At 61.8% G+C, this 18065-nt stretch carries 24 protein-coding genes and 2 pseudogenes; 7 read left to right on the top strand and 19 right to left on the bottom strand.

The features are described from left to right. Nucleotides 1-90 precede the first annotated feature (90 nt). From VDP82_RS01405 to VDP82_RS01370, 8 genes are all read right to left on the bottom strand, one after another. On the bottom strand, nt 91-315 hold the full coding sequence (locus VDP82_RS01405) for a hypothetical protein (RefSeq protein ID WP_323013045.1): 225 nt from the start codon (nt 313-315) through the stop codon (nt 91-93). A 57-nt stretch (nt 316-372) separates the two neighbouring features. Further along, nucleotides 373-723, bottom strand: a complete 351-nt coding sequence (locus VDP82_RS01400) for a hypothetical protein (protein WP_323013044.1) — start codon at nt 721-723, stop codon at nt 373-375. Between the two features lie 95 nt (nt 724-818). Then, nucleotides 819-1085 carry a hypothetical protein gene (locus tag VDP82_RS01395; RefSeq protein ID WP_323013043.1) on the bottom strand — a complete coding sequence of 89 codons (267 nt, stop codon included), beginning with the start codon at nt 1083-1085 and terminating at the stop codon, nt 819-821. Continuing rightward, the gene (locus tag VDP82_RS01390) at nt 1063-1233 is read right to left on the bottom strand and encodes a hypothetical protein (RefSeq protein ID WP_323013042.1); all 171 of its coding nucleotides are present in this window, start codon (nt 1231-1233) and stop codon (nt 1063-1065) included. The genes VDP82_RS01395 and VDP82_RS01390 overlap by 23 nt, the downstream gene beginning before the upstream one ends. 117 nt (nt 1234-1350) lie before the next feature. Beyond that, nucleotides 1351-1599: a hypothetical protein gene (locus tag VDP82_RS01385; RefSeq protein WP_323013041.1), complete on the bottom strand. Its 249-nt coding sequence runs from the start codon at nt 1597-1599 to the stop codon at nt 1351-1353. 74 nt (nt 1600-1673) lie between these two features. Next, nucleotides 1674-1880 carry a cold-shock protein gene (locus VDP82_RS01380; protein ID WP_323013040.1) on the bottom strand — a complete coding sequence of 69 codons (207 nt, stop codon included), beginning with the start codon at nt 1878-1880 and terminating at the stop codon, nt 1674-1676. A 736-nt stretch (nt 1881-2616) separates the two neighbouring features. Further along, a complete protein-coding gene (locus VDP82_RS01375) occupies nt 2617-3444 on the bottom strand; it encodes a GMC family oxidoreductase (RefSeq protein ID WP_416347061.1) in 828 nt (275 codons plus the stop codon). Beyond that, entirely contained in the window at nt 3390-4181 is a 792-nt protein-coding gene (locus VDP82_RS01370) for an FGGY family carbohydrate kinase (RefSeq protein ID WP_323013039.1), read from the bottom strand. The genes VDP82_RS01375 and VDP82_RS01370 overlap by 55 nt, the downstream gene beginning before the upstream one ends. Before the next feature lie 14 nt (nt 4182-4195). Between VDP82_RS01370 and VDP82_RS01365 the strand changes: the two are divergent. Further along, nucleotides 4196-4459, top strand: a pseudogene (locus tag VDP82_RS01365) (IS21 family transposase); the annotation flags it as partial. 247 nt (nt 4460-4706) lie between these two features. Then, a complete protein-coding gene (locus tag VDP82_RS01360; RefSeq protein WP_323013038.1) occupies nt 4707-5294 on the top strand; it encodes a hypothetical protein in 588 nt (195 codons plus the stop codon). Between the two features lie 445 nt (nt 5295-5739). On the opposite strand, the gene VDP82_RS01355 is transcribed toward VDP82_RS01360, so the two are convergent. Continuing rightward, a complete protein-coding gene (locus VDP82_RS01355; RefSeq protein WP_323013037.1) occupies nt 5740-6498 on the bottom strand; it encodes an SDR family NAD(P)-dependent oxidoreductase in 759 nt (252 codons plus the stop codon). Between the two features lie 4 nt (nt 6499-6502). Continuing rightward, nucleotides 6503-8203: a deoxyribodipyrimidine photo-lyase gene (locus VDP82_RS01350; protein WP_323013036.1), complete on the bottom strand. Its 1701-nt coding sequence runs from the start codon at nt 8201-8203 to the stop codon at nt 6503-6505. 43 nt (nt 8204-8246) lie between these two features. Between VDP82_RS01350 and VDP82_RS01345 the strand changes: the two genes are divergently transcribed. After that, entirely contained in the window at nt 8247-8867 is a 621-nt protein-coding gene (locus VDP82_RS01345; RefSeq protein ID WP_323013035.1) for a carbonic anhydrase, read from the top strand. A gap of 111 nt (nt 8868-8978) precedes the next feature. Here VDP82_RS01345 and VDP82_RS01340 read toward each other — a convergent pair whose 3' ends face one another. From VDP82_RS01340 to VDP82_RS01305, 8 genes are all read right to left on the bottom strand, one after another. After that, nucleotides 8979-9509, bottom strand: a complete 531-nt coding sequence (locus VDP82_RS01340) for a fasciclin domain-containing protein (RefSeq protein WP_416347060.1) — start codon at nt 9507-9509, stop codon at nt 8979-8981. Nucleotides 9510-9623: 114 nt separating this feature from the next. Next, the gene (locus VDP82_RS01335; protein ID WP_323013033.1) at nt 9624-10337 is read right to left on the bottom strand and encodes an anti-sigma factor domain-containing protein; all 714 of its coding nucleotides are present in this window, start codon (nt 10335-10337) and stop codon (nt 9624-9626) included. Further along, a complete protein-coding gene (locus tag VDP82_RS01330) occupies nt 10334-10891 on the bottom strand; it encodes a sigma-70 family RNA polymerase sigma factor (RefSeq protein ID WP_416347059.1) in 558 nt (185 codons plus the stop codon). Before VDP82_RS01330 ends, VDP82_RS01335 begins: the two co-directional genes overlap by 4 nt. A gap of 102 nt (nt 10892-10993) precedes the next feature. Beyond that, a complete protein-coding gene (locus VDP82_RS01325; RefSeq protein ID WP_323013032.1) occupies nt 10994-11155 on the bottom strand; it encodes a hypothetical protein in 162 nt (53 codons plus the stop codon). A 4-nt stretch (nt 11156-11159) separates the two neighbouring features. After that, nucleotides 11160-11747, bottom strand: a complete 588-nt coding sequence (locus VDP82_RS01320; protein ID WP_323013031.1) for a hypothetical protein — start codon at nt 11745-11747, stop codon at nt 11160-11162. Nucleotides 11748-11960: 213 nt separating this feature from the next. After that, a complete protein-coding gene (locus tag VDP82_RS01315; protein WP_323013030.1) occupies nt 11961-12365 on the bottom strand; it encodes a DUF2177 family protein in 405 nt (134 codons plus the stop codon). A gap of 14 nt (nt 12366-12379) precedes the next feature. After that, nucleotides 12380-13039 (bottom strand): ChrR family anti-sigma-E factor, encoded by a 660-nt coding sequence (locus VDP82_RS01310; RefSeq protein ID WP_323013029.1) that lies wholly within the window; start codon nt 13037-13039, stop codon nt 12380-12382. Beyond that, nucleotides 13036-13608 (bottom strand): sigma-70 family RNA polymerase sigma factor, encoded by a 573-nt coding sequence (locus VDP82_RS01305; RefSeq protein ID WP_323013028.1) that lies wholly within the window; start codon nt 13606-13608, stop codon nt 13036-13038. Before VDP82_RS01305 ends, VDP82_RS01310 begins: the two co-directional genes overlap by 4 nt. Before the next feature lie 232 nt (nt 13609-13840). On the opposite strand from VDP82_RS01305, the gene VDP82_RS01300 reads away from it, so the two are divergent. The 4 genes from VDP82_RS01300 (at nt 13841) to tnpB (ending at nt 16855) form a co-directional block, all read left to right on the top strand. Further along, nucleotides 13841-15187, top strand: coding sequence for an NAD(P)/FAD-dependent oxidoreductase (locus VDP82_RS01300; protein WP_416347058.1), 1347 nt, complete (start codon nt 13841-13843; stop codon nt 15185-15187). Next, nucleotides 15187-15990: a DUF1365 domain-containing protein gene (locus tag VDP82_RS01295; RefSeq protein ID WP_323013026.1), complete on the top strand. Its 804-nt coding sequence runs from the start codon at nt 15187-15189 to the stop codon at nt 15988-15990. The genes VDP82_RS01300 and VDP82_RS01295 overlap by 1 nt, the downstream gene beginning before the upstream one ends. Before the next feature lie 146 nt (nt 15991-16136). Then, the gene (locus tag VDP82_RS01290) at nt 16137-16514 is read left to right on the top strand and encodes a transposase (protein WP_323013025.1); all 378 of its coding nucleotides are present in this window, start codon (nt 16137-16139) and stop codon (nt 16512-16514) included. Further along, nucleotides 16511-16855, top strand: coding sequence for an IS66 family insertion sequence element accessory protein TnpB (gene tnpB / locus VDP82_RS01285; protein WP_275654680.1), 345 nt, complete (start codon nt 16511-16513; stop codon nt 16853-16855). Before VDP82_RS01290 ends, tnpB begins: the two co-directional genes overlap by 4 nt. Nucleotides 16856-16997: 142 nt before the next feature. On the opposite strand, the pseudogene VDP82_RS01280 reads toward tnpB, so the two are convergent. Beyond that, nucleotides 16998-18014, bottom strand: a pseudogene (locus tag VDP82_RS01280) (IS256 family transposase); the annotation flags it as partial. Between the last annotated feature and the right edge of the window lie 51 nt (nt 18015-18065).

Genomic DNA, 18065 nt, shown 5'->3' with positions numbered 1-18065 from the left:
CCGTCCGGAAGAAGCCCGGATTATTTATTGGTGAAAGGGGACAGGCCGGGAGGGCAGGACTCAGCCTACCGCGTGTTCCCGCAACTCCGCCTATTCCATGAGCCCCGGTGGCAGATTGCCCAGCCTGAGCAATACGCGTGGCTCGTCATAGGTGTCGGTTTCCACGTCGACCTCCTGGGAAAAGGCGATGACACCAGCACGTGTCGGCGCGAGCCGCTCGGCCGTTGCCATCGCGCTTTCAGCCGTCTTGGCGGCTTGGATCGGATGGGCAACAAGCTTCCGGCCTACTTGCTTGAACGTCTGCACCAGGTACATCGTTGCCATTCCTGCCTCGCAAAATCGCCATCCCTATGCTCGCCAGAGCGCGGCCGCTCAGGTTTCGGCTTGCAGGGCGAGCTGACAGGCCTGCGCCAAGGCGCGATTGGGCACATCAGATCCCAGCGGGGTGGCCCATCCTGCTTTTTCGATGACGGCTCGGCGCCCCGATGCACTTGCCGCATTGAACTCGACCAGCACCGCCGCGGCATTGATGTCGTCGAGGGAGCGCTGCACGCAGTATGGCGTCAGGGCCGAGACGACATCAGCCGCCGATTGTTTGGTTGCCATGTCCTGAGCACTACCGCCGGTGACCCAGCCACCCCAGGTGAAGCCAATAATGGCCAGGGCAATGGCGCCGACACCCGCACCGTAGAGTGCGGGTTTAGTCCAATCCGGGAGGTTCACGAGAAATCCGATCTGTATCGGGAAAAACGCGCGGGATAGCGCGCCGGGATCAGCTTAGCATGCTGCTGTCGCAATACGAACGCTGATCTGATGGTTTAGGACAGCGCTGAATTTATGTTCGAATGGCGATCATTGAGGATCGCCTCTTCAAGATCGCCGGCGGTAACGGGCAAGGCTTCGGTGCGGCCGGGATAACGCAACAGAATGCTTAATGTTGTGCGATGCGCGTCCCACATGACGTCGAGCTGTTCCTCTTCCGCAAGAATCTCGAATGTCCCCGCCATATGCGGTTCCTGCATGCCCGGCAGTTTGAAAGGGAGCAGGAACGTCACTGTCCGGTTAGCTGAAGGTGTGCTGCTCATGCTTTTCCTTTGAGCCCGGGGTAATCCGCAATGGCAACCCCGGGCGCGCGCGTTCCGCCTCGAAACGGGGATATTCTGTCCCCTGCGCCGAGGCCAAGGCGGGATAGACCTGGCGTTTGAAAGGAATGATCTTGCTCGGAATAGGCATCGATATTCTCCCTTGGGTTGTTGTTTATCTCGTCACGAGCGCCGCTTAAGAGCCGTCGGCCGAATTAGAGCCGAACCGCCAGGTGCAAGAACTTTCACTGTGACGGCTGGTTTGCTTTTATGTCCGCGCGACGCGCACGAGGGGGAAAGCGGCAGCATCATAAAGGCCGCGTATCTGAAAGCCGTCGAAGCGCTCCTCCTCAACTTCCAGCGAGGAGCCGCGCAGCAGGGGAGCTGGCATGTCCTCGATGGCATACCGCACGGCTTCGGCAGCGGTGGTGAAGCGCCGGTAGCCGACCCGGGCTGATTTAAACGTGCTCTTGCTTGGAAAGAGCTCGGCGGCGGCGGCATAATCGAACCGGATCATAGCCATTTGTTCTTCCAATGGGCGGGTGGATCTGAACGATGTCAGTCTTGCGTCATGTGGAGGCAAACTACCGGTCAGGGAAGCTTAAGGTTGATGGCCGCAGCGCGGCCGTCCCGTCCATCTTCGATGTCGTAGGAAATCTTCTGTCCTTCGCCCAAGCTTGAAAGCCCGGCTCGCTCGACGGCGCTGGCATGGGCGAAGGCATCCTTGCTGCCATCACCTGGCGCAATGAAGCGAAAAACTTTGGTGGTATTGTAGAATTTGACGGTGCCGCTGATCATATGTTGGTCTTTCAAAGTCCCGGCCGATGGCCGTGAACTATTACCCGGCCGCAATATGCGGCAAGGAACAAACGTTCGCAAAATCGGGGATCGCTAAGCACCCGGCTGTGCCGGAGGGATCAGGTCGCCATAGAGGCTGAAAACGTATATTGATACATGGGTATGCAACGAACCATTTGCAAGGCGACGCCATGCCAAGTTCGAATTTCCAGGGAACCTGCGATCATGCAGCGCCAACGCCGCCCGAACATTATTAAGCAGAGCATTGGGCTGCCTAGGTTCACTTCCGCTTTTGTCGAAACGCATTAGATGTTCGAACGACCGGAATGAGGGCGCAAAGCGGACATTTCGACAACGGCCAGAACCTAGCGCTACGGAGCGACGCAGTCGACCATCACCACCAAACTAATTCATCTACAAGATGCTAGAAATCATGCTTCCAGATGAAAACCCCACACTAAAAATTCGGGATTTCTAAGCCAGTTTAAATTTATAGGGTAAAAACCCCACACTAAATCCTATTCTGCGCAATATCACACGAGAAACAGCGCAAAAAAAACATCAGCTAAGTCATTGAAATCAATTAGTTAATGGCGCGCCCGCTGCGATATAGATGGGCACTGCAATTATTGGGAAATTTCGGTTGCAGCAGACCGCCGTTGACAGACGCGGACCGCTACCCCCAACCTGCGACATCACGGAAATGGGGCGAAAAGCTTGGCTGCTTCTGCTGTTGTTAGGCAGACGCCAACCGCGCCTCCCGGATCATGGCCGAGGCTTTTTCGGCGATCATGACCACGAGGGAGGCCGTGTTGCCCGAAACGATTTTCGGCATGATGGAAGCGTCGATCACCCGCAATCCGGAAACACCCCGAACGCTGAGATCGGGCGTCACCACCGAACGCTCGTCCGGCCCCATGCGGCAGGTGCCGACGGGGTGGAAGATCGTCGTCGCGATATTGCCAATCTGATCGAGAAGCGCTTCCTCGGACTGGTGGGCCGGGCCGGGCAGCACCTCCTCGGGGCGGTAGTGCGCCAAGGCCTTCGCGGTCATGATCCGGCGCGCCTGCTGCACCGAGCGCAAGGCCACTTCACGATCCCTTGGCGCCGACAGGTAGTTGAGCCTTATGTCGGGTTGGGTTTCCGGCACGGTGGATTGAATGTGAACGCTGCCCACGCTTTCGGGCCGCAGGTTGCACACCGAAACGGTGATCGCCGGATAGGGATGGAGGGGATCGCCGAGCTTATTCGTGGAGAGCGGCTGGACGTGATATTCGAGATCGGGGGTCTCGAGCGATGGATCGGACTTGGTAAACATCCCGAACTGGCTCGGGGCCATGGACATCGGCCCGCTCTGGCTCAAGGCATATTGCAGGCCGATCCGCGCCTTGCCGAAGGGATTGTTGAGCATGGTGTTGAGCGTTTTCGCTCCGCTGACGCGATAGACCGTCCTGATCTGGAGATGGTCCTGCAAATTCTCGCCCACATCGGGGCTTTCATGCACGATGCCTATGCCGCGCTCGGAGAGAATTTGCGGCTGGCCCACGCCTGAACATTCGAGGATTTTGGGCGAGTTGATCGCCCCTGCCGCCAGCAGGACCTCGCCATCGGCATGGGCCTGAGGCCGAAGAAACCGCCGCGCTGATGCGCGCCGAGCCTTCCGCCATACAAAAAGGGATGGAACATCGGATCGCTCGCTGCCGGCTCCACCGCGCCCACGGCGGCGTTGACGAAGCCGAAGGGATCGTCGTGATGCCCGCCCCGTTCGACAAGAGCGCGCACATACCATTCGAGATTGGCTGCCGAGGTGGCGCTGTTCTCCATATTGGCGAAGCGATCCCGGCCATAGGCCGAGACCATGAAGACGCGCTCGTCGCGCACCGGCGCGGTGGAAAAGACCTGGTTGATCGACCAACTCCCCACCACGATGGAGGCCGCCCCGGCGCCGGCCGCGCCGGAACCCAGCGCGGAGGCGACGACGTCGAAATAGCCCGCGACGACCGGCGTGCCCGCCGCGAGGCCGGTCGCGGCCGCCGCCTTCGGCGTCACCCTGCCCACGACGCTGGTGGGGTCATACAATTCGGGCATCAGCGCCATGGCGTCATCGAGCCCGTAGAGGGCCAGCAGCTCTTCATCATAGGTTGGCTCCGGCAGGCGCAACAGGCCGCCGCCCGACATGTCGGAAATCTCGCTGACGCGGGCGCCGGTCAGGTGCCAGGTCAGGATGTCCTTTGCAAAGAGCAGCGTGCCGGCCTGCGCATAGATTTCGGGGCGGTTGCGCTTGAGCCAGGTCAGCAGCACCGGCGTCTGCGAGGGCCAAGCGCGTTTTTGATCGCCTTCGTGACGAACATGGGTTTACCGGCGGCTACACGATCATCAAGGACTACATGCGCGACCGGGCGCGGCGCGGCCAGGAGATGTTCGTGCCGCTGGCGCACCCGGCCGGGCACGCACAGGCCGATTTTGGCGAGGCTATGGTTGTGATCGGCGGCGTGGAGCAGAAGGCGCACTTCTTCGTGCTAGATCTGCCGCACAGCGACGCCTGCTATGTTCGCGCCTATCCTGCGGCGGTGTGGGAACAGACTGGTTTCAGTCTGAACTCGCCAAGCTCACCCGAGGTCAGGGCGCGCGACGGGAACGGCTCCGCCCCGACATGTTGCTAGCCATGCCGGTTCGGATGCCTTCGCTTTCTGCGCAACGCAAGGCGCTCGCAATTCACGAGAAAATTCAACGCCTGCGCGCACATACAGCACCATTCGCTCAAGACGCAGACGCCCTGATCCCCGCGCTTCTGCATAAGGTCTTCGGCGCCGGGGACGGGGCCGCATGACGGGCGGCGGTGACCAGCCCGATCTGCTGTCTGACCTGACCGATCTGGACTTCGCCCGCCATCTGCTGGCCGAGATGCACGACGACCTGCACGGCCAGGTCTCGCGCTATCGCATGCTGACCGATTTCAGCCGCGATCTCGGCCCGAACGGAACGATGATCTTCGGCGGCCAGGCCGCCCACTTTGCCTGGATCGAGGCACGCTCGTCCTTTGTCTACGGCAACTTCGCCGCCACAATCCTGCTGTGCCAGGGGCTGGTCGAGCATCTACTGGCGGCCTGGTTGCACGGCGGCCTTCTGATTGACGACATCCCCAACCGGATCTCCTTTCGTGAAACCCTGCGCCGCTGCCGCGAGCGGGACGTGATCTCCGATCTGGACGTGACCGACCTGCAAAGGCTGATGGGCCTGCGCAACCCGCTGTCCCATTTCCGGCACGTCGATGATGCCGGCAATCTCGACCGCCGCTCGCTCGACACCGGCCAGCAGGCCGCCGACCTGATCCGCCACGACGCCATCTTCGCCATCGGCCTCGCCGTCAGAATGCTGGCCAAGCCCGCTTTCCGCCTTGGACCGACCGCCTGAGCCCGGCGCCGCGCCTCGATTATGGTTCGACCCCGGTTCCATCCCGCAAACGCCCCTCTTGTCGAAGTGCTCAGCCTGGCCCTGAAATAAACAATCCCTGCCAATGGCTTGCAGAACTTTACCAAATCCGCGCAGTCAACAGGTCCGGAGAATATCGACCCGGAGAGAACGCTTCCGGGCCGCTTGGCGCCGACGCCGGTGCTCAGCCCATCCCGCATAACCCACGAAAACAACGGAAAAATCCGGCCGCAGCCGGATCGGGAGAACGCTTTCGCGGGGGCAAGTGGCGGAGAGAGAGGGACTCTCACCTTCAAACCTAAAAATCCCAGAATTCCTAGACTTTTCGTATCGCCATTTTTGCTTGCCTGTATCACCAAACGGTATCATCCGGGAAGGGTAAAAGCGTCGGCAGCCGCGCATAGGCGCACGAGCGCACAGGACGAGACTAATTTCGCACCATCCGCCGGGTGATGGCGAAGAAAATCGGATAAGGCAATATTTTGAGCAGCTTCATCAGAAACGTCATCTGCCAGGGAAACACGGTCTCGAAACGGTTCTTTTCTAGGCCGTCGGCAATGATCTTGGCCGCCTCGCCAGGCTCCATCAGGAAAGGCATGGGGAATGTATTCCGGCGTGTCAGCGGCGTGTCCACGAAACCCGGATTGATGAGCAGAAGCCCGACGCCGGCCTTGTCCAGTTCCGGCTTGAGCGCCTCTCCCAGGGCGATGAGCGCCGCCTTGCTGGCGCTATAGGCACCGGCGCTGGGCAGGCCGCGATAGCCGGCCACCGAAGCGACGAGTGCAATTCGCCCACGCCGGCGCGCTGTCATGCCGGGCAGGAGCGCCGACAGGCCATTGGCGGCGCCCATGACATTGGTTTCCATCACCCGGCGAAATTCCACGAGGTCGAAATTGTCGGCGCTCACTTCGGAATGCGTGCCGGCATTGAGCACCGCCAGATCGAGCGGGCCGAGATCGCGCGCAATTGCCTCGGCCGTGCGGGCGACGGCATCGCTGTCGGTCACGTCCAGCCGATAGGGATAGATCGAGGCGCCCCGCGCCGCGCCCTCAGCCGCCAGCGTCTCCAGGTCCGCCTGGGTGCGGGCGCTGGCCGCGATAATATTGCCGCGTGCGCCCAGTTCCAGCGCCAGGGCGCGGCCGATGCCCTTTCCAGCCCCTGTGATCCATATGACCGATTTCGCCATCAGCTTACTCCTTCACAACAGCCGGCCGCCGGGGCAGCGCGTCCAGCGCCCGCCTCCGGCTGGCCGGTAGATTTACGATCGGATGGGGATAGCTGTGGCCCAGGACAACGCCCGAGGCCTCCAGCACCCCCGAGGGCGCCTCGAACGGCCGGTGCAGAAATTCATCCGGCAGCCCCGCAATTTCGGGCACCCACCGGTGGACATAGGCCCCGGCTGGATCGAACCGCTCCCCCTGCAGCACCGGATTGAAGATACGGAACCAGGGGGCGGCATCGAGCCCCGATCCCGACACCCATTGCCAGTTTCCCGGATTGCTCGCCGGATCGGCGTCCACCAGGCAATCCCAGAACCATTCTTCGCCTTGCCGCCAGTCCAGAAGCAGGTTCTTGGCGAGAAACGATGCGGCCAGCATGCGAACCCGATTGTGCATATAGCCCGTCTGCCACAGCTCGCGCATTCCCGCATCGATGATCGGATAGCCCGTTCTGCCCCTGCACCAGGCCTCGAAAGCGCCCGGGTCCCGGCGCCACGCCATGGCGGCGAAATGCGGCTGCATCGGATGCCGGCTGATGTCGTCGCGATGAAACAGCTGATGATAATTGAAATCTCGCCAGGCCAGTTCGGACAAGAATTTCATGACCGCGCCCTGGCAGCCCGGATGACGATGCGCATGCGCCATTGCCCCATGCCAGACCTGGCGCGGTCCGATCTCGCCAAAGCGCAAATGCGGCGACAGCTGCGATGTTGCCGCACGGGCGGGAAAATCGCGGCTCGCATCATAGCCGCCAACAGTGTCCAGGAACAAAATCAGCCGATCCTGCGCCGCCCGTTCCCCCACTTCCCATAAAGGTTCGAGCTTGGTCGTCCATTTCGGAAACGCAACGCTTCTGTCGCTTTTCTGCCGATTGAGGCGGGCCGGGCGCGCGGCGGGCGCGGGGCCCGGGCGCGCGATGGGTTTTTTGCGCAGCGCGTTCCAGAATGGCGTGAAGACGGCATAGGGCTTGTTTTGCCCGGTCAGGAGGTCCCAGGGCTCGACCAGGAGGGCGGCATTGAAGCTCTGCGCCTCGACGTCCCCGTCGCGCAGCGCCGACTTGATCCGCGCGTCGATTGCCCGCCCTGCGGGGTCGTAGCGACGGTTCCAGTAAACCGCGTCAACCCCATCCTCCTGCACCATCTGGGCAATAAGTTCACCTGCCTGCCCCTCCCGCAGGTTTAGCGGAACGCCGATATCGCCCAGGGATAGCGCCAGCCCATCCAGGCTTTTTTCAAGCCACCAGCTCGATGCGCCGCCCGGCCGCCGCAGCGCTGCATCGGTTTCGTGGATATAAATGGCTAATACCGGTTTGCCGGTGGCCAAGGCCGCCTCAAGGGCCGGATTGTCGGAAGTCCGCAGATCGCTCCTGAACCAGACCAGAACGCTTTTTTGGGTCAACGCATCCTCAGTTCGGGTGGTAGGCGCGCCGCTGTGCAGGCCATCGTCCCGCCGCCTACTAGCCTTGCTGCCGCCTATTAGCCTTGCAATGAGGAATACGCTTATGAGGTCGATTTGGATCGGCGCGAAGCAAAATTTTATGAAAAAGCATTTTGCAGCCAAAGCGCAGCAGACAATCTTGCGACGCTGGCCGAGCCATGCCCCGTTGACGTGATCGTGCGCAAGGTTCAGGAATTCATGGCTTGAAGCAGCAGGCGGACCCAGCAAACTCATCTATTACCCAGCAAACTCAACTATTAAGGGCAATGAAAAATCCATGATCGATGATCTTCTCATTCGCAACAAGCTGTGGTCACAGGAAAAAACCGCCAAGCAGGCCGACTACTTCGAACGCCTGTCCAATTTGCAGCGGCCGGAATATCTGTGGATCGGGTGCTCGGATAGTCGGGTTCCGGCCAATGTCATCACCGGACTGGAACCCGGTGAGGTCTTTGTTCACCGCAACGTCGCCAACCTCATTCATTCTACAGATCTGAACATGCTTTCGGTCGTGGAGTTCGCGGTCAACCAGCTGAACGTGAAGCATATCATCGTTTGCGGCCACTATGGATGCGGCGGCATCGGGGCAGCGGTAAGCGAGCAGGATTTTGGCTTGTTAGAACACTGGCTCCAGCCCGTCCGCGACGTTGCCAGAATCAGTTTTCCTCACGTTCACCGTGGCGGCTGGAATGATGAGGCACTGGACCGCTTGTGCGAAGCCTCGATCGTCTCCCAGGTGCAGCGCCTGGCCAATACCCCAACCTTGCAGACCGCATGGGCAGCGGGCAAGGATGTTTCGATCCATGGGTGGGTTTACGGCCTTAAGGACGGGATTCTCACCGACCTCGAATGCACAATTAATCTAGGAAAAACCGACAGGGAGCCAGTATCAGCGTGATCTGACCCCCAGTGCAGGGTCCGAACCCATCAGAAAAACATCGGTTTTACCTATTATGGGAAGCATGCGGGCGAGAGTCCACAAATTGCGCACTCTCGCCATTGACGGTGGTTACATGGCCGACTTGGGCGTCAGAACCGCGTCGATCACATGGATCACGCCATTGGACTGAAGCACGTCCGCAATCGTCACATTGGCCACCGTACCGTTTTCATCGGTAACGGTGATCTTGCCGTCGACATCCTTGAGGGTCAGCTTGCAGCCCCCGACGGTGTCGACGACATGCTCGCTGCCATCGGCCTTGACCATGCTGGCAATATCGCTCGACAAGGCCTTGGCCGGTATCACGTGACAAGCCAAGATGGTGGAGAGCGTGTCCTTGTTTTCCGGCTTCAGCAAATTGTCCACCGTACCAGCCGGCAGGGCGTCGAAGGCGGCGTTCACCGGGGCCAGAACGGTGAAGGGCCCGGGGCCCGACAGGGTTTCGACTAGGCCGGCCGCCTTGACAGCAGCGACCAGCGTGGTGTGATCGGCCGAATTCGCGGCGTTCTCGACAATGTTCTTGTCGACAAGCATGGCGGCGCCGCCGACCATAGGATTGTCCTGGGCCATGGCACCGCCGACCGAGGCGATGGTGAGCATGGCGGCTACGGACAAAGCGCGGAGAGAGAGTGTCATTGCAGTCATTCCTTCCTGAGTTTCGTTCCCCTGTTTGGTGGGGACAAAAGCAGTTACGGAACCGCGCGCAGAAAAGTTTCAGATTTTTGTTACTGCGCCCCGGGCAATGACAGGACCGGTCGGCTCGCCGCTGGGGGAGCCGCCCTTGGGTTCGAGAGTGATCGCCAGAACCGAGCCTTCGCCCCAGCCCGCCATGATTGAAGGCGAGACGGCGACAGCACTGCGCGAGCGCGCCGGGATTACCCCCATCGACACCGGGGCATTGCCGCCCTGAATGGCCCAGAGTTCAAAATCTCGGTCCGGCACGGGCTCGCCCGACAGGGCCGTCAACCGCACATTGCCGCTCCCATCATACAGGGCGAGGAATTTTACCGTGCTGCCCACCTCCTCCAGCGCGGCGACCAGCTGGGTGGTGAGCAGGCCGACATCCGGCGCCGGCCGCAGCAGGTTGAGGCCCATGGCAACGGCCGCAATGGCGAGGGCACCGGCCGCGATGCCCCGCCAGAGCACAAGACTGTTCCAGAATCCCGCCGTCCCGCGCGGCGCCGTGTCGAAGACGCGCTTTTCGACGGCGGCAAGCAATCCGCGGGGCGCCGGCACTTCGGCAAATTCGTCATCCAGTTCGGCAAAGCGCGCGACCCAGAAGGCATGCTCGGCCTGCAGGCCCGGATCGGCCTCGATCAGGGCGCCGACCCGAGCATGTTCGGCAGGCGACAGCAGGCCGAGCACATACTCGGCCACCAGCGCGCTGCGCTCGGCAAAGCCTTCATCGCTGGGTCTGCTGCTGTTCATGTCGAAAGACAGTCCTTCAGTTTGGCCAGGCTCCGCCGCAGCCATGTCCGCATCGTATTCAAGGGAATGGCGTGACGGCTCGCCAGTTCTTCATAGCTATAGCCATCGAGATAGGCGCCCCTTACCGCTGCCGCCCGCTCGGGCTCGAGCGTACCCAGACAATGCTCGATATGGCGTTTCTCATCGCTATGCTCCAGCGAGCGCTCCGGGGTGGGCCCGGAATCGGCAATATCCAGCGCCGCTTCGAGTTCCGATGACGCCGGACGACGCGCCCGCAACATGTCCAGCGCATGGTTGCGCGCAACGGCAACCAGCCAGCTTATGGGGCTGGCACTGCCCATCACATAGCGATCAGCACGTTGCCATATCTTCGTGTAAATTTCCTGGATCGCCTCTTCAGCCTCCGCTCTATCCTTCAAGATACGCAGGGTGACGCCAAAGAGTTTCGCGCTGGTCCGCTCATAGAGCATGCGGAACGCCGCCCGGTCGCGCAGCGCGCAACGAACGATGAGATCGGCAATCTCCTGGCTTTGCGGGCCCATCAGGTTCGTCATAGCTGCAACTCAGCCTCTATGCTTGATCGACCGTAACATGGTCGTGTCAATATTAAAATCGATGGCCCGTTGCCGCGAAGGGCGTGCTGCCGATGGGTCCGATCACAGCGTCTTGCCGTCAACCACGCGGATCTGGCGGCGGCTGTCCAGGGCATCCACGCCCAGCTCAAAAATGCCACCCACTGCCACGCCGGCGATCAGCAGGCCCGTCTGCGTCTTGTTGGCGGTGAGATAGCGCATTGCGATCTTGAAACCATACAGCATGGTGTCAGCCCGCGACCACGACCTGACCGACGCTGACCGCAGTCGGGTCGAGGATGACGACGTCGCCAGCCGCCAGCCCATCGGTCACCACAGCCCGTTCGGCCGGCCAGTCGGAAAAATCGATCGGGCGCTGCGCGACTGTCCCGTTTTTCAGCACCAGCACCTGGTTCTGCGTGCCCTCGCTCACAATGGCGCTGCGCGGCAGCGACAGCGCCGCGTCGGTTTGCGACACGATGATATTGGCATTGACGGTCAGGCCAACGGGCAGATCGACGGGGTTGTCGAAGGCGATCTTTATGGCCCGCCCGCCCGTGGAAGGATCAACGGTAGGCGCTGCAAAGATCACCACGCCATGCTGCAGCACCGAGTCGCCGGCCGACACGCTGGCACCCTCTTCCGCCCGGACCTCTATGGCCTGCCCTGTGATCGCCGCACGGACCTTTACCGCATGGCGCGCCGCAACCCGCCCGTTCACGGCCAGCACCTGAACAAGCGGCCCTTCCGCCGTAACCTCGACCGCCACAATGGCCAGCCTCGGCCCCCATGGCCGCTCGATATAGGAATAGACGCCGCCTGCAATCAGCAGGAACAATCCGGTGAACAGCCATGGCCTGCCGCGTCGACGTCCACACTGCGGTTTTGGTGCGGGTTGAATGGGCGCCATGTTATTGTTCTCTGGTCCTAGACGAGCCTCATTACGCTAGCTCCGGGGCATTGGATCACTGGCTTTCACATCAGCTCCAGATGTCGAAACACACCGGCATCGCTGGAAAGGGCGCCATTCCCGTCCGCGCGCCGACAAGGCTCACCGCACAAAATACTGGGTGATGAAAAACCCGCACATAGCGGCCAGGCCGGTCAATGCAGTGCCCCAGGCCAGGTCTACCAGCGTAACCGACCAGGGCCAGTTACGCAGGGTAGACAGGTTGGTCAGGTCATAGGTGCCATAGGCGACGAAGCCCAGCACCAGGCCGGCGACGAGCGCCTTGCTCCATCCGCCTTCGGCAAGCGCTGGAGACACGGCAAAATATACAATGCCCCCGACATAGAACAGATAGAACAGGCCGGCGATCATCAAGTTCGGCTGCTCCAGCAGCAGCGCGCCCAGGCGCGGGCGATAAATACCTGCAGATGCGGTCGACAACCACACGAAGTCGACGGCGAAAAACACCACCGCGGTGGCGGCATAGGCGACCAGATGCGTAAACATATCGGTTCCCTTGGCTAGATTTTCAGGATGGGCTGGATCAGGCGTACCAGCCAGCTGCTGAAGCGCAGCGGCGCATCGGTCACCGCCAGGCAGATGCAGTCGGCTTCCGGGGTGGCCGTCGGGGTATGCAGGATGGAGCCATCAGCATCCTCGATGTCGCCGGGGCCGAACAACAGCGCGCCATCGCGAAAGCTGCCCGCCAGCACCAGGGTAAGTTCCCTGCCGCCATGACTATGCTCCGGCACCGGCTTTCCTGCTGGAATGCGCAGCAATCTGACCTGGGTGGTCTTGTCGGCGGTCGGCAGCAGCATCTGCGCTGCGCCGCGGCCCAGCGGGCGCCAGGCGATCGTGTCGATGTCCCCACCCACATAGGCGCGCAGCGGCATCGGCAATACCGGCTTGCCGGTTTCCTTTTGCGGCGCCTGTGCAATGCGTGCGGGAGCAGGCTCTGCATGAAGGCGCGCGCGCATCGCGCCCCAGGCGTCTTGCGCCAGAGGCTCGGTGACGATGGCGTCAAGCAAGGCGCCCCCGAGCATGTCGGCATGTTCGGACCGGGCCCGGCAATGGGGACACAAGGCCAGATGCGAGCCGACGGCAATGGTCCAGCCCTCCGACAGGCTACCGGAGGCATAGTCGAGCAACAGGTCTTCGCTGAGATGGTGCTGCGGGTTCATGGCTGCGTGCCCCCCTGTCCCAGCGCCGCGCGCAGCTTGGCAAAACCCAGCCGCATGCGCGATTTGACCGTGCCCAGCGGCAGCGCCAGCTGGGTGGCGATCTCGCTCTGGGACTGTTCCTGATAGAAGGCCAGTTCCAGCACCTGCAATTGTTCCGACGGCAATTCGGCCAATGCCGCGCGCACTAAATGCTCATTCTGGCGATTGTGCAGTGCCTGATCGGCGGCCACCGGCGTTTCAGGCACCAGCGCCGGGTCGTCCGGGTCGATCTCGGCCCGACGATCACGCCGGAGCGCGTCGATGCGCTGGTTACGGGCAATGGTGAAAATCCAGCTAGCCGCGACACCGCGACTGGCATCGAACAGGCTGGCCTTGCGCCAGACCGTCATCATGGTCTCCTGCATGAGCTCCTCTGCCCGGCTGGAATCGACCTTGGCCATATACGCCTTGATGCGGGGCCCGAAATGGCGGAACAGTTTTTCAAACGCGTCAACGTCGCGCGAGCGCCCAACCTCAAGCAAGAGCTGGGTCATCTGCCTGTCGGCGTTGCCGTCATCTTCACGGGACATCGGTCTCGTATGTTGTTTTTGACGGCGCACCGGCACACCGCCTCTCATCCCTGCAATCAGTAATGCAGGACGCGAGCCCGTCAAAACGAAATTGGGTGCAGGCGATGTCTGTGTCATGGCCAGGATTACGGCGCTCGGTCCAATTTGGATCACGCACATATTTTATTTTACTGGAGGTCATCCGGCCGCCGGTCCCTCTCGTAATGGTCATACCAAGCATAAGGATATGATCGTGAACTGCGCCCAACCACACCTGCCCCCATCCCGGTCCCGAAAAATTGCCGTCATCGGTTCGGGCATTGCCGGGCTCTCGGCCGCCTGGATGCTGGGTGGCAACCATGAGGTGGTGATCTATGAGGCCGAAAAGCGGCTGGGTGGCCACGCCCACACCGTGGACGTCCCCACCGGCCCGACAGCAACCGCCGTTGACACCGGCTTCATCGTATACAACGAGGGCAATTATCCCAATCTGGTGGCGCTTTTCGATCATTTGGGCGTGCGCACCCAGCCTTCGGAAATGTCGTTCTCGGCTTCGCTCGACAATGGCAGGCTGGAATATTCCAGCTCGGCGATCATGGCGCAGCCGAGCAATCTGCTCAGCGCGCGCTTCTGGCGCATGCTGCGGGACTTGACGCGGTTTTATCGGGATGCACCGGGCCTGCTGTCGCGGACGGACCTGCAGGAAATCACGCTGGGCGAATTTCTGGACCATGGCGGTTATGCGCAATGCTTCATCGACGACCATTTGCTGCCCATCGGCGCCGCGATCTGGTCGGCCTCATCCAGCCAGATGCGGGATTACCCGCTTTTTGCCTTCATCCGTTTCTTTGAAAGCCATGGCCTGCTCAAACTCGCCCGGCGCCCCCTATGGCGCACCGTGACCGGGGGCAGCCGTCGCTATGTGGAGCGCCTCGCGGCCCAGACCCCGGCCAGCCTGCGGCTCGGCTGCGGCGCCAGGCGCATCGTCCGCGACGCCGAGGGCGTGCTCGTGACGGACGCCGGCGGTCATTCGGACCGCTTCGATGAAGTGGTTATTGCAACCCATGCCGATCAGGCGCTGCACTTGCTCGCAGACCCGGACCAGACCGAGGCCGAGTTGCTCGGCGCTTTCCATTACACGCTCAATCGCGCCGTGCTGCATACCGATCCCAGCCTGATGCCCCGCCGGCGCCTCGCCTGGTCGAGCTGGAACTATCTGGCGGGACCGGCAGGTCCCGACGATGCCCTGTGCGTCACCTACTGGATGAACCGGCTGCAAAATCTCGATCGGCGCCATCCCCTGTTCGTGACCCTGAACCCCCACAAGCCGATTGCCCCGGAGCAGATCCTGGGCAGCTTCGTCTATCGCCATCCGCTCTTCGACAGGGCGGCGCTCAAGGCCCAGCAACAGCTCTGGCGGCTCAATGCCAACCGCAAGACCTGGTTCTGCGGCAGCTATTTCGGCTATGGCTTCCACGAGGACGCCCTGCAATCGGGCCTGGCCATTGCCGAGGCGCTGGGCGGCTTGGCGCGGCCGTGGTCCGTTCCCCGGCAGTCGGATCGCATCGCCAGCCGGCCCGCCATGGAGACGGCGTTCTGATGCCCCGGTCGGGCCTCTATCGCGGCCAGGTCATCCATGCCCGCCTGCGTCCCCGGCGGCATAATCTGCGCTACCGGGTTTTTTCGCTGCTAATCGACCTGGACGAGGCCGAAGCCTTGAGCGAGCGCAGCGCGATTTTCGGCTTCAACCGCTGGGCGCCGATCAGCATATGGGAAAAAGACCTCGGAGATGGGCGCGGCCATGGCTTGCGCAACTGGGTGGAGGGCGTCCTGGCCCAGGCCGATCTGGCCATTGCCCATCCGCGCATCGACATATTGTGCTATCCGCGGCTGTTCGGCTTCGTCTTCAACCCCCTGACCGTCTATTATTGCAGCGACGCGGCGGGCGCGGTCCGGGCGCTCATCTATGAGGTGTCCAACACCTTCGGGGAGCGCTGGATCTATGTGCTGCGGACCAGCGAAGCGACGGGCCCCTTCAGGCATGATTGCGCAAAGCAGTTCTATGTCTCGCCCTTCATGCCGATGAACTGCCATTATCACTTCCACGTGGTGGAGCCCGGCGATCACGTCATGGTGCGGATCGATGAGACGGATGGCGAAGGGCTGTTGCTGCGCGCCGTATTTGCCGGCGAACGCCACGAATTCACCGACCGGGAACTTGGGTCCGCCCTGTTCCGCTATCCGCTGATGACGCTCAAGGTCGTCGGCGCCATTCACTGGGAAGCCCTGCGGCTCTTGCTCAAGAAAGTGCCGGTCTTCCGCCACGAGCCGGCGGCAAACCGCCTGAGCGTGACCATAGTGGGCGCGTCGGGCCAGCCTGTCGATACAGAGCTTCATGGATAGGTGAACGCTACATTTTCGGCGGTCATGATTTTACTGACGGACGCCAAAACACGCAGATAAAGTGTAAGCGCGAAGGCTATCCCGTCTGACCTGAAGGGGTCGACTGGGGTATTGGCACCGTGAGTTTGATGACGGTGTGAGTTCCTATGTTTGCGCATGTGCCCAGTGATAGAAGCTTCCAGTTGCTGGAGGTGGTGCCGAGCCGAATGGAGAGCACTCCGGCAGTAGCGCGGCGCAACTGGCCGGATGATACCAAAGCCAGGATCGTGGAAGAGGCCCTTGCGCCAGACGTGAACGTTTCGGCAGTGGCGCGGCGCCACGGGATCTCTCCCTCGCAGTTGTTCGGCTGGCGTCGCAAGGCCATGGCCAAGGGTCAGGTCAAGCGGCGCGATGCGCCTGACGAAGACGCGGAACCCGCAAGCGGCGTCGTTGAGATTGGCATCGGTGGTGCCACGGTCCGTGTGGGGTCTGCGGTCAGCGAGGATCATCTTCGTCGTGTCCTTCGCGCCGTGCGGTCGGCATGATCCCCTCGGGCGTGAAGGTGTACCTGGCCAGCCAACCCGTGGACTTCAGGAAAGGGCCTGACGGGCTTGTCGGTCTGGTGCGCGATGCCGGAGCCGATCCGTTCAACGGCTCGCTTTACGTGTTCCGCGCCAAGCGGGCAGACCGGATCAAGATCGTCTGGTGGGACGGGACTGGCCTTTGCCTTTACGCCAAGCGGCTGGAAAAGGCGGCGTTCTGCTGGCCGAGGATCGGCAACAGCCGGGTCCAGTTGAGCCATGCTCAACTGCTGTCGCTGGTGGAGGGCATGGATTGGAAACGGGTGCGCTCGGCGCCGGTGGGCCGCCCGCAATCGGCTGGATAAAAAGCCTGCGGCAGACTGACTCACAGGCACAAAAACTCAGGTTATCCGGGACGTTTTGTGCCATGATGCGGGCATGGTTCCGGCCGATCCGCAGCAGCTTCCGGGACTGTCAGTAATTTCGTGTGTGGCGGGCGATTGCATATTACGCCGCCATGGCTCGGATGAAGCGCTCGCCGAAGATGACAGCGAACTGCGCCTTGGCCATGGACCATTCACGTGGCGGCATTTTCCACTCTTTCTCTGACCGGTTCAAGATCAGATACAGCAATTTGGTGGCAGCATCGTCGCTGGGGAAGTGGCCCCTGGCCCTGACCGCCCGCCGCAGCTTTGAGTTCAGCGCCTCGATGGCGTTTGTGGTGTATACGATCCTGCGGACCTCGTCGGGGAAGCCAAAGAATGGGATGACCTCGCTCCAGGCGCGCCGCCAGCTCTGGCCGATGGCGGGATAGCGCTGCCCCCAATAGCCGGCCTCGAAGGCCGTCAGCGCCTGTTCGGCAGCGTCGGCATCGGTGGCGCGGTAAATCTGCTTGAGCGCACTTGCCAGCCCCCTGCGGTCCTTCCAGGAGACGAAGTCCATCGAGTTGCGCAGCAAATGGACGATGCAGGTTTGCACCACCGTCTCGGGGAATACGGCGGTAATCGCTTCGGGGAAGCCCTTGAGGCCATCCACGACCGCCAAAAGGATATCCTCGGTGCCGCGGTTCTTGAGCTCGTTCATCACCCGCAGCCAGAACTTGGCGCCTTCATTCTGCTCGAGCCAGAGGCCGAGCACCTCCTTGGCGCCATCGGCGCGCACCCCCAGGGCGATATGGATCGCCTTATTGCGCACCATGCCTTCGTCGCGGATCTTGACCCGGATCGCATCGAAGAACACCAGCGGATAAACCGGGTCGAGCGGCCGCTGCTGCCAGGTGGCAACCTCATCGAGAACCGCGTCTGTCACCGTTGAAATAAGGTCCGGCGATACGTCAATGCCGTATAGCTCGCGCAGGTGCCCGGCGATCTCGCGCGTGCTCATGCCCCGGGCATACATCGACACGATCTTGTCGTCGAAGCCGGGGAAACGGCGCTGATACTTGGCGATCAGCTGCGGATCAAAGCTCGACTGCCGGTCGCGGGGCACGTCAATCTCCAGCTTGCCGGTCTCGGTCGTCACTGAACCGCCCCAGGTTTTCCGGAGGCCGTTTGGTTTAAGTTATGCGGCCATGGC

Source organism: Devosia sp. (assembly GCF_034675085.1).
Lineage (GTDB): Bacteria > Pseudomonadota > Alphaproteobacteria > Rhizobiales > Devosiaceae > Devosia.
Note: the sequence above shows the minus strand (reverse complement) of the source record. Positions and strands in the feature narration are given on the sequence as shown.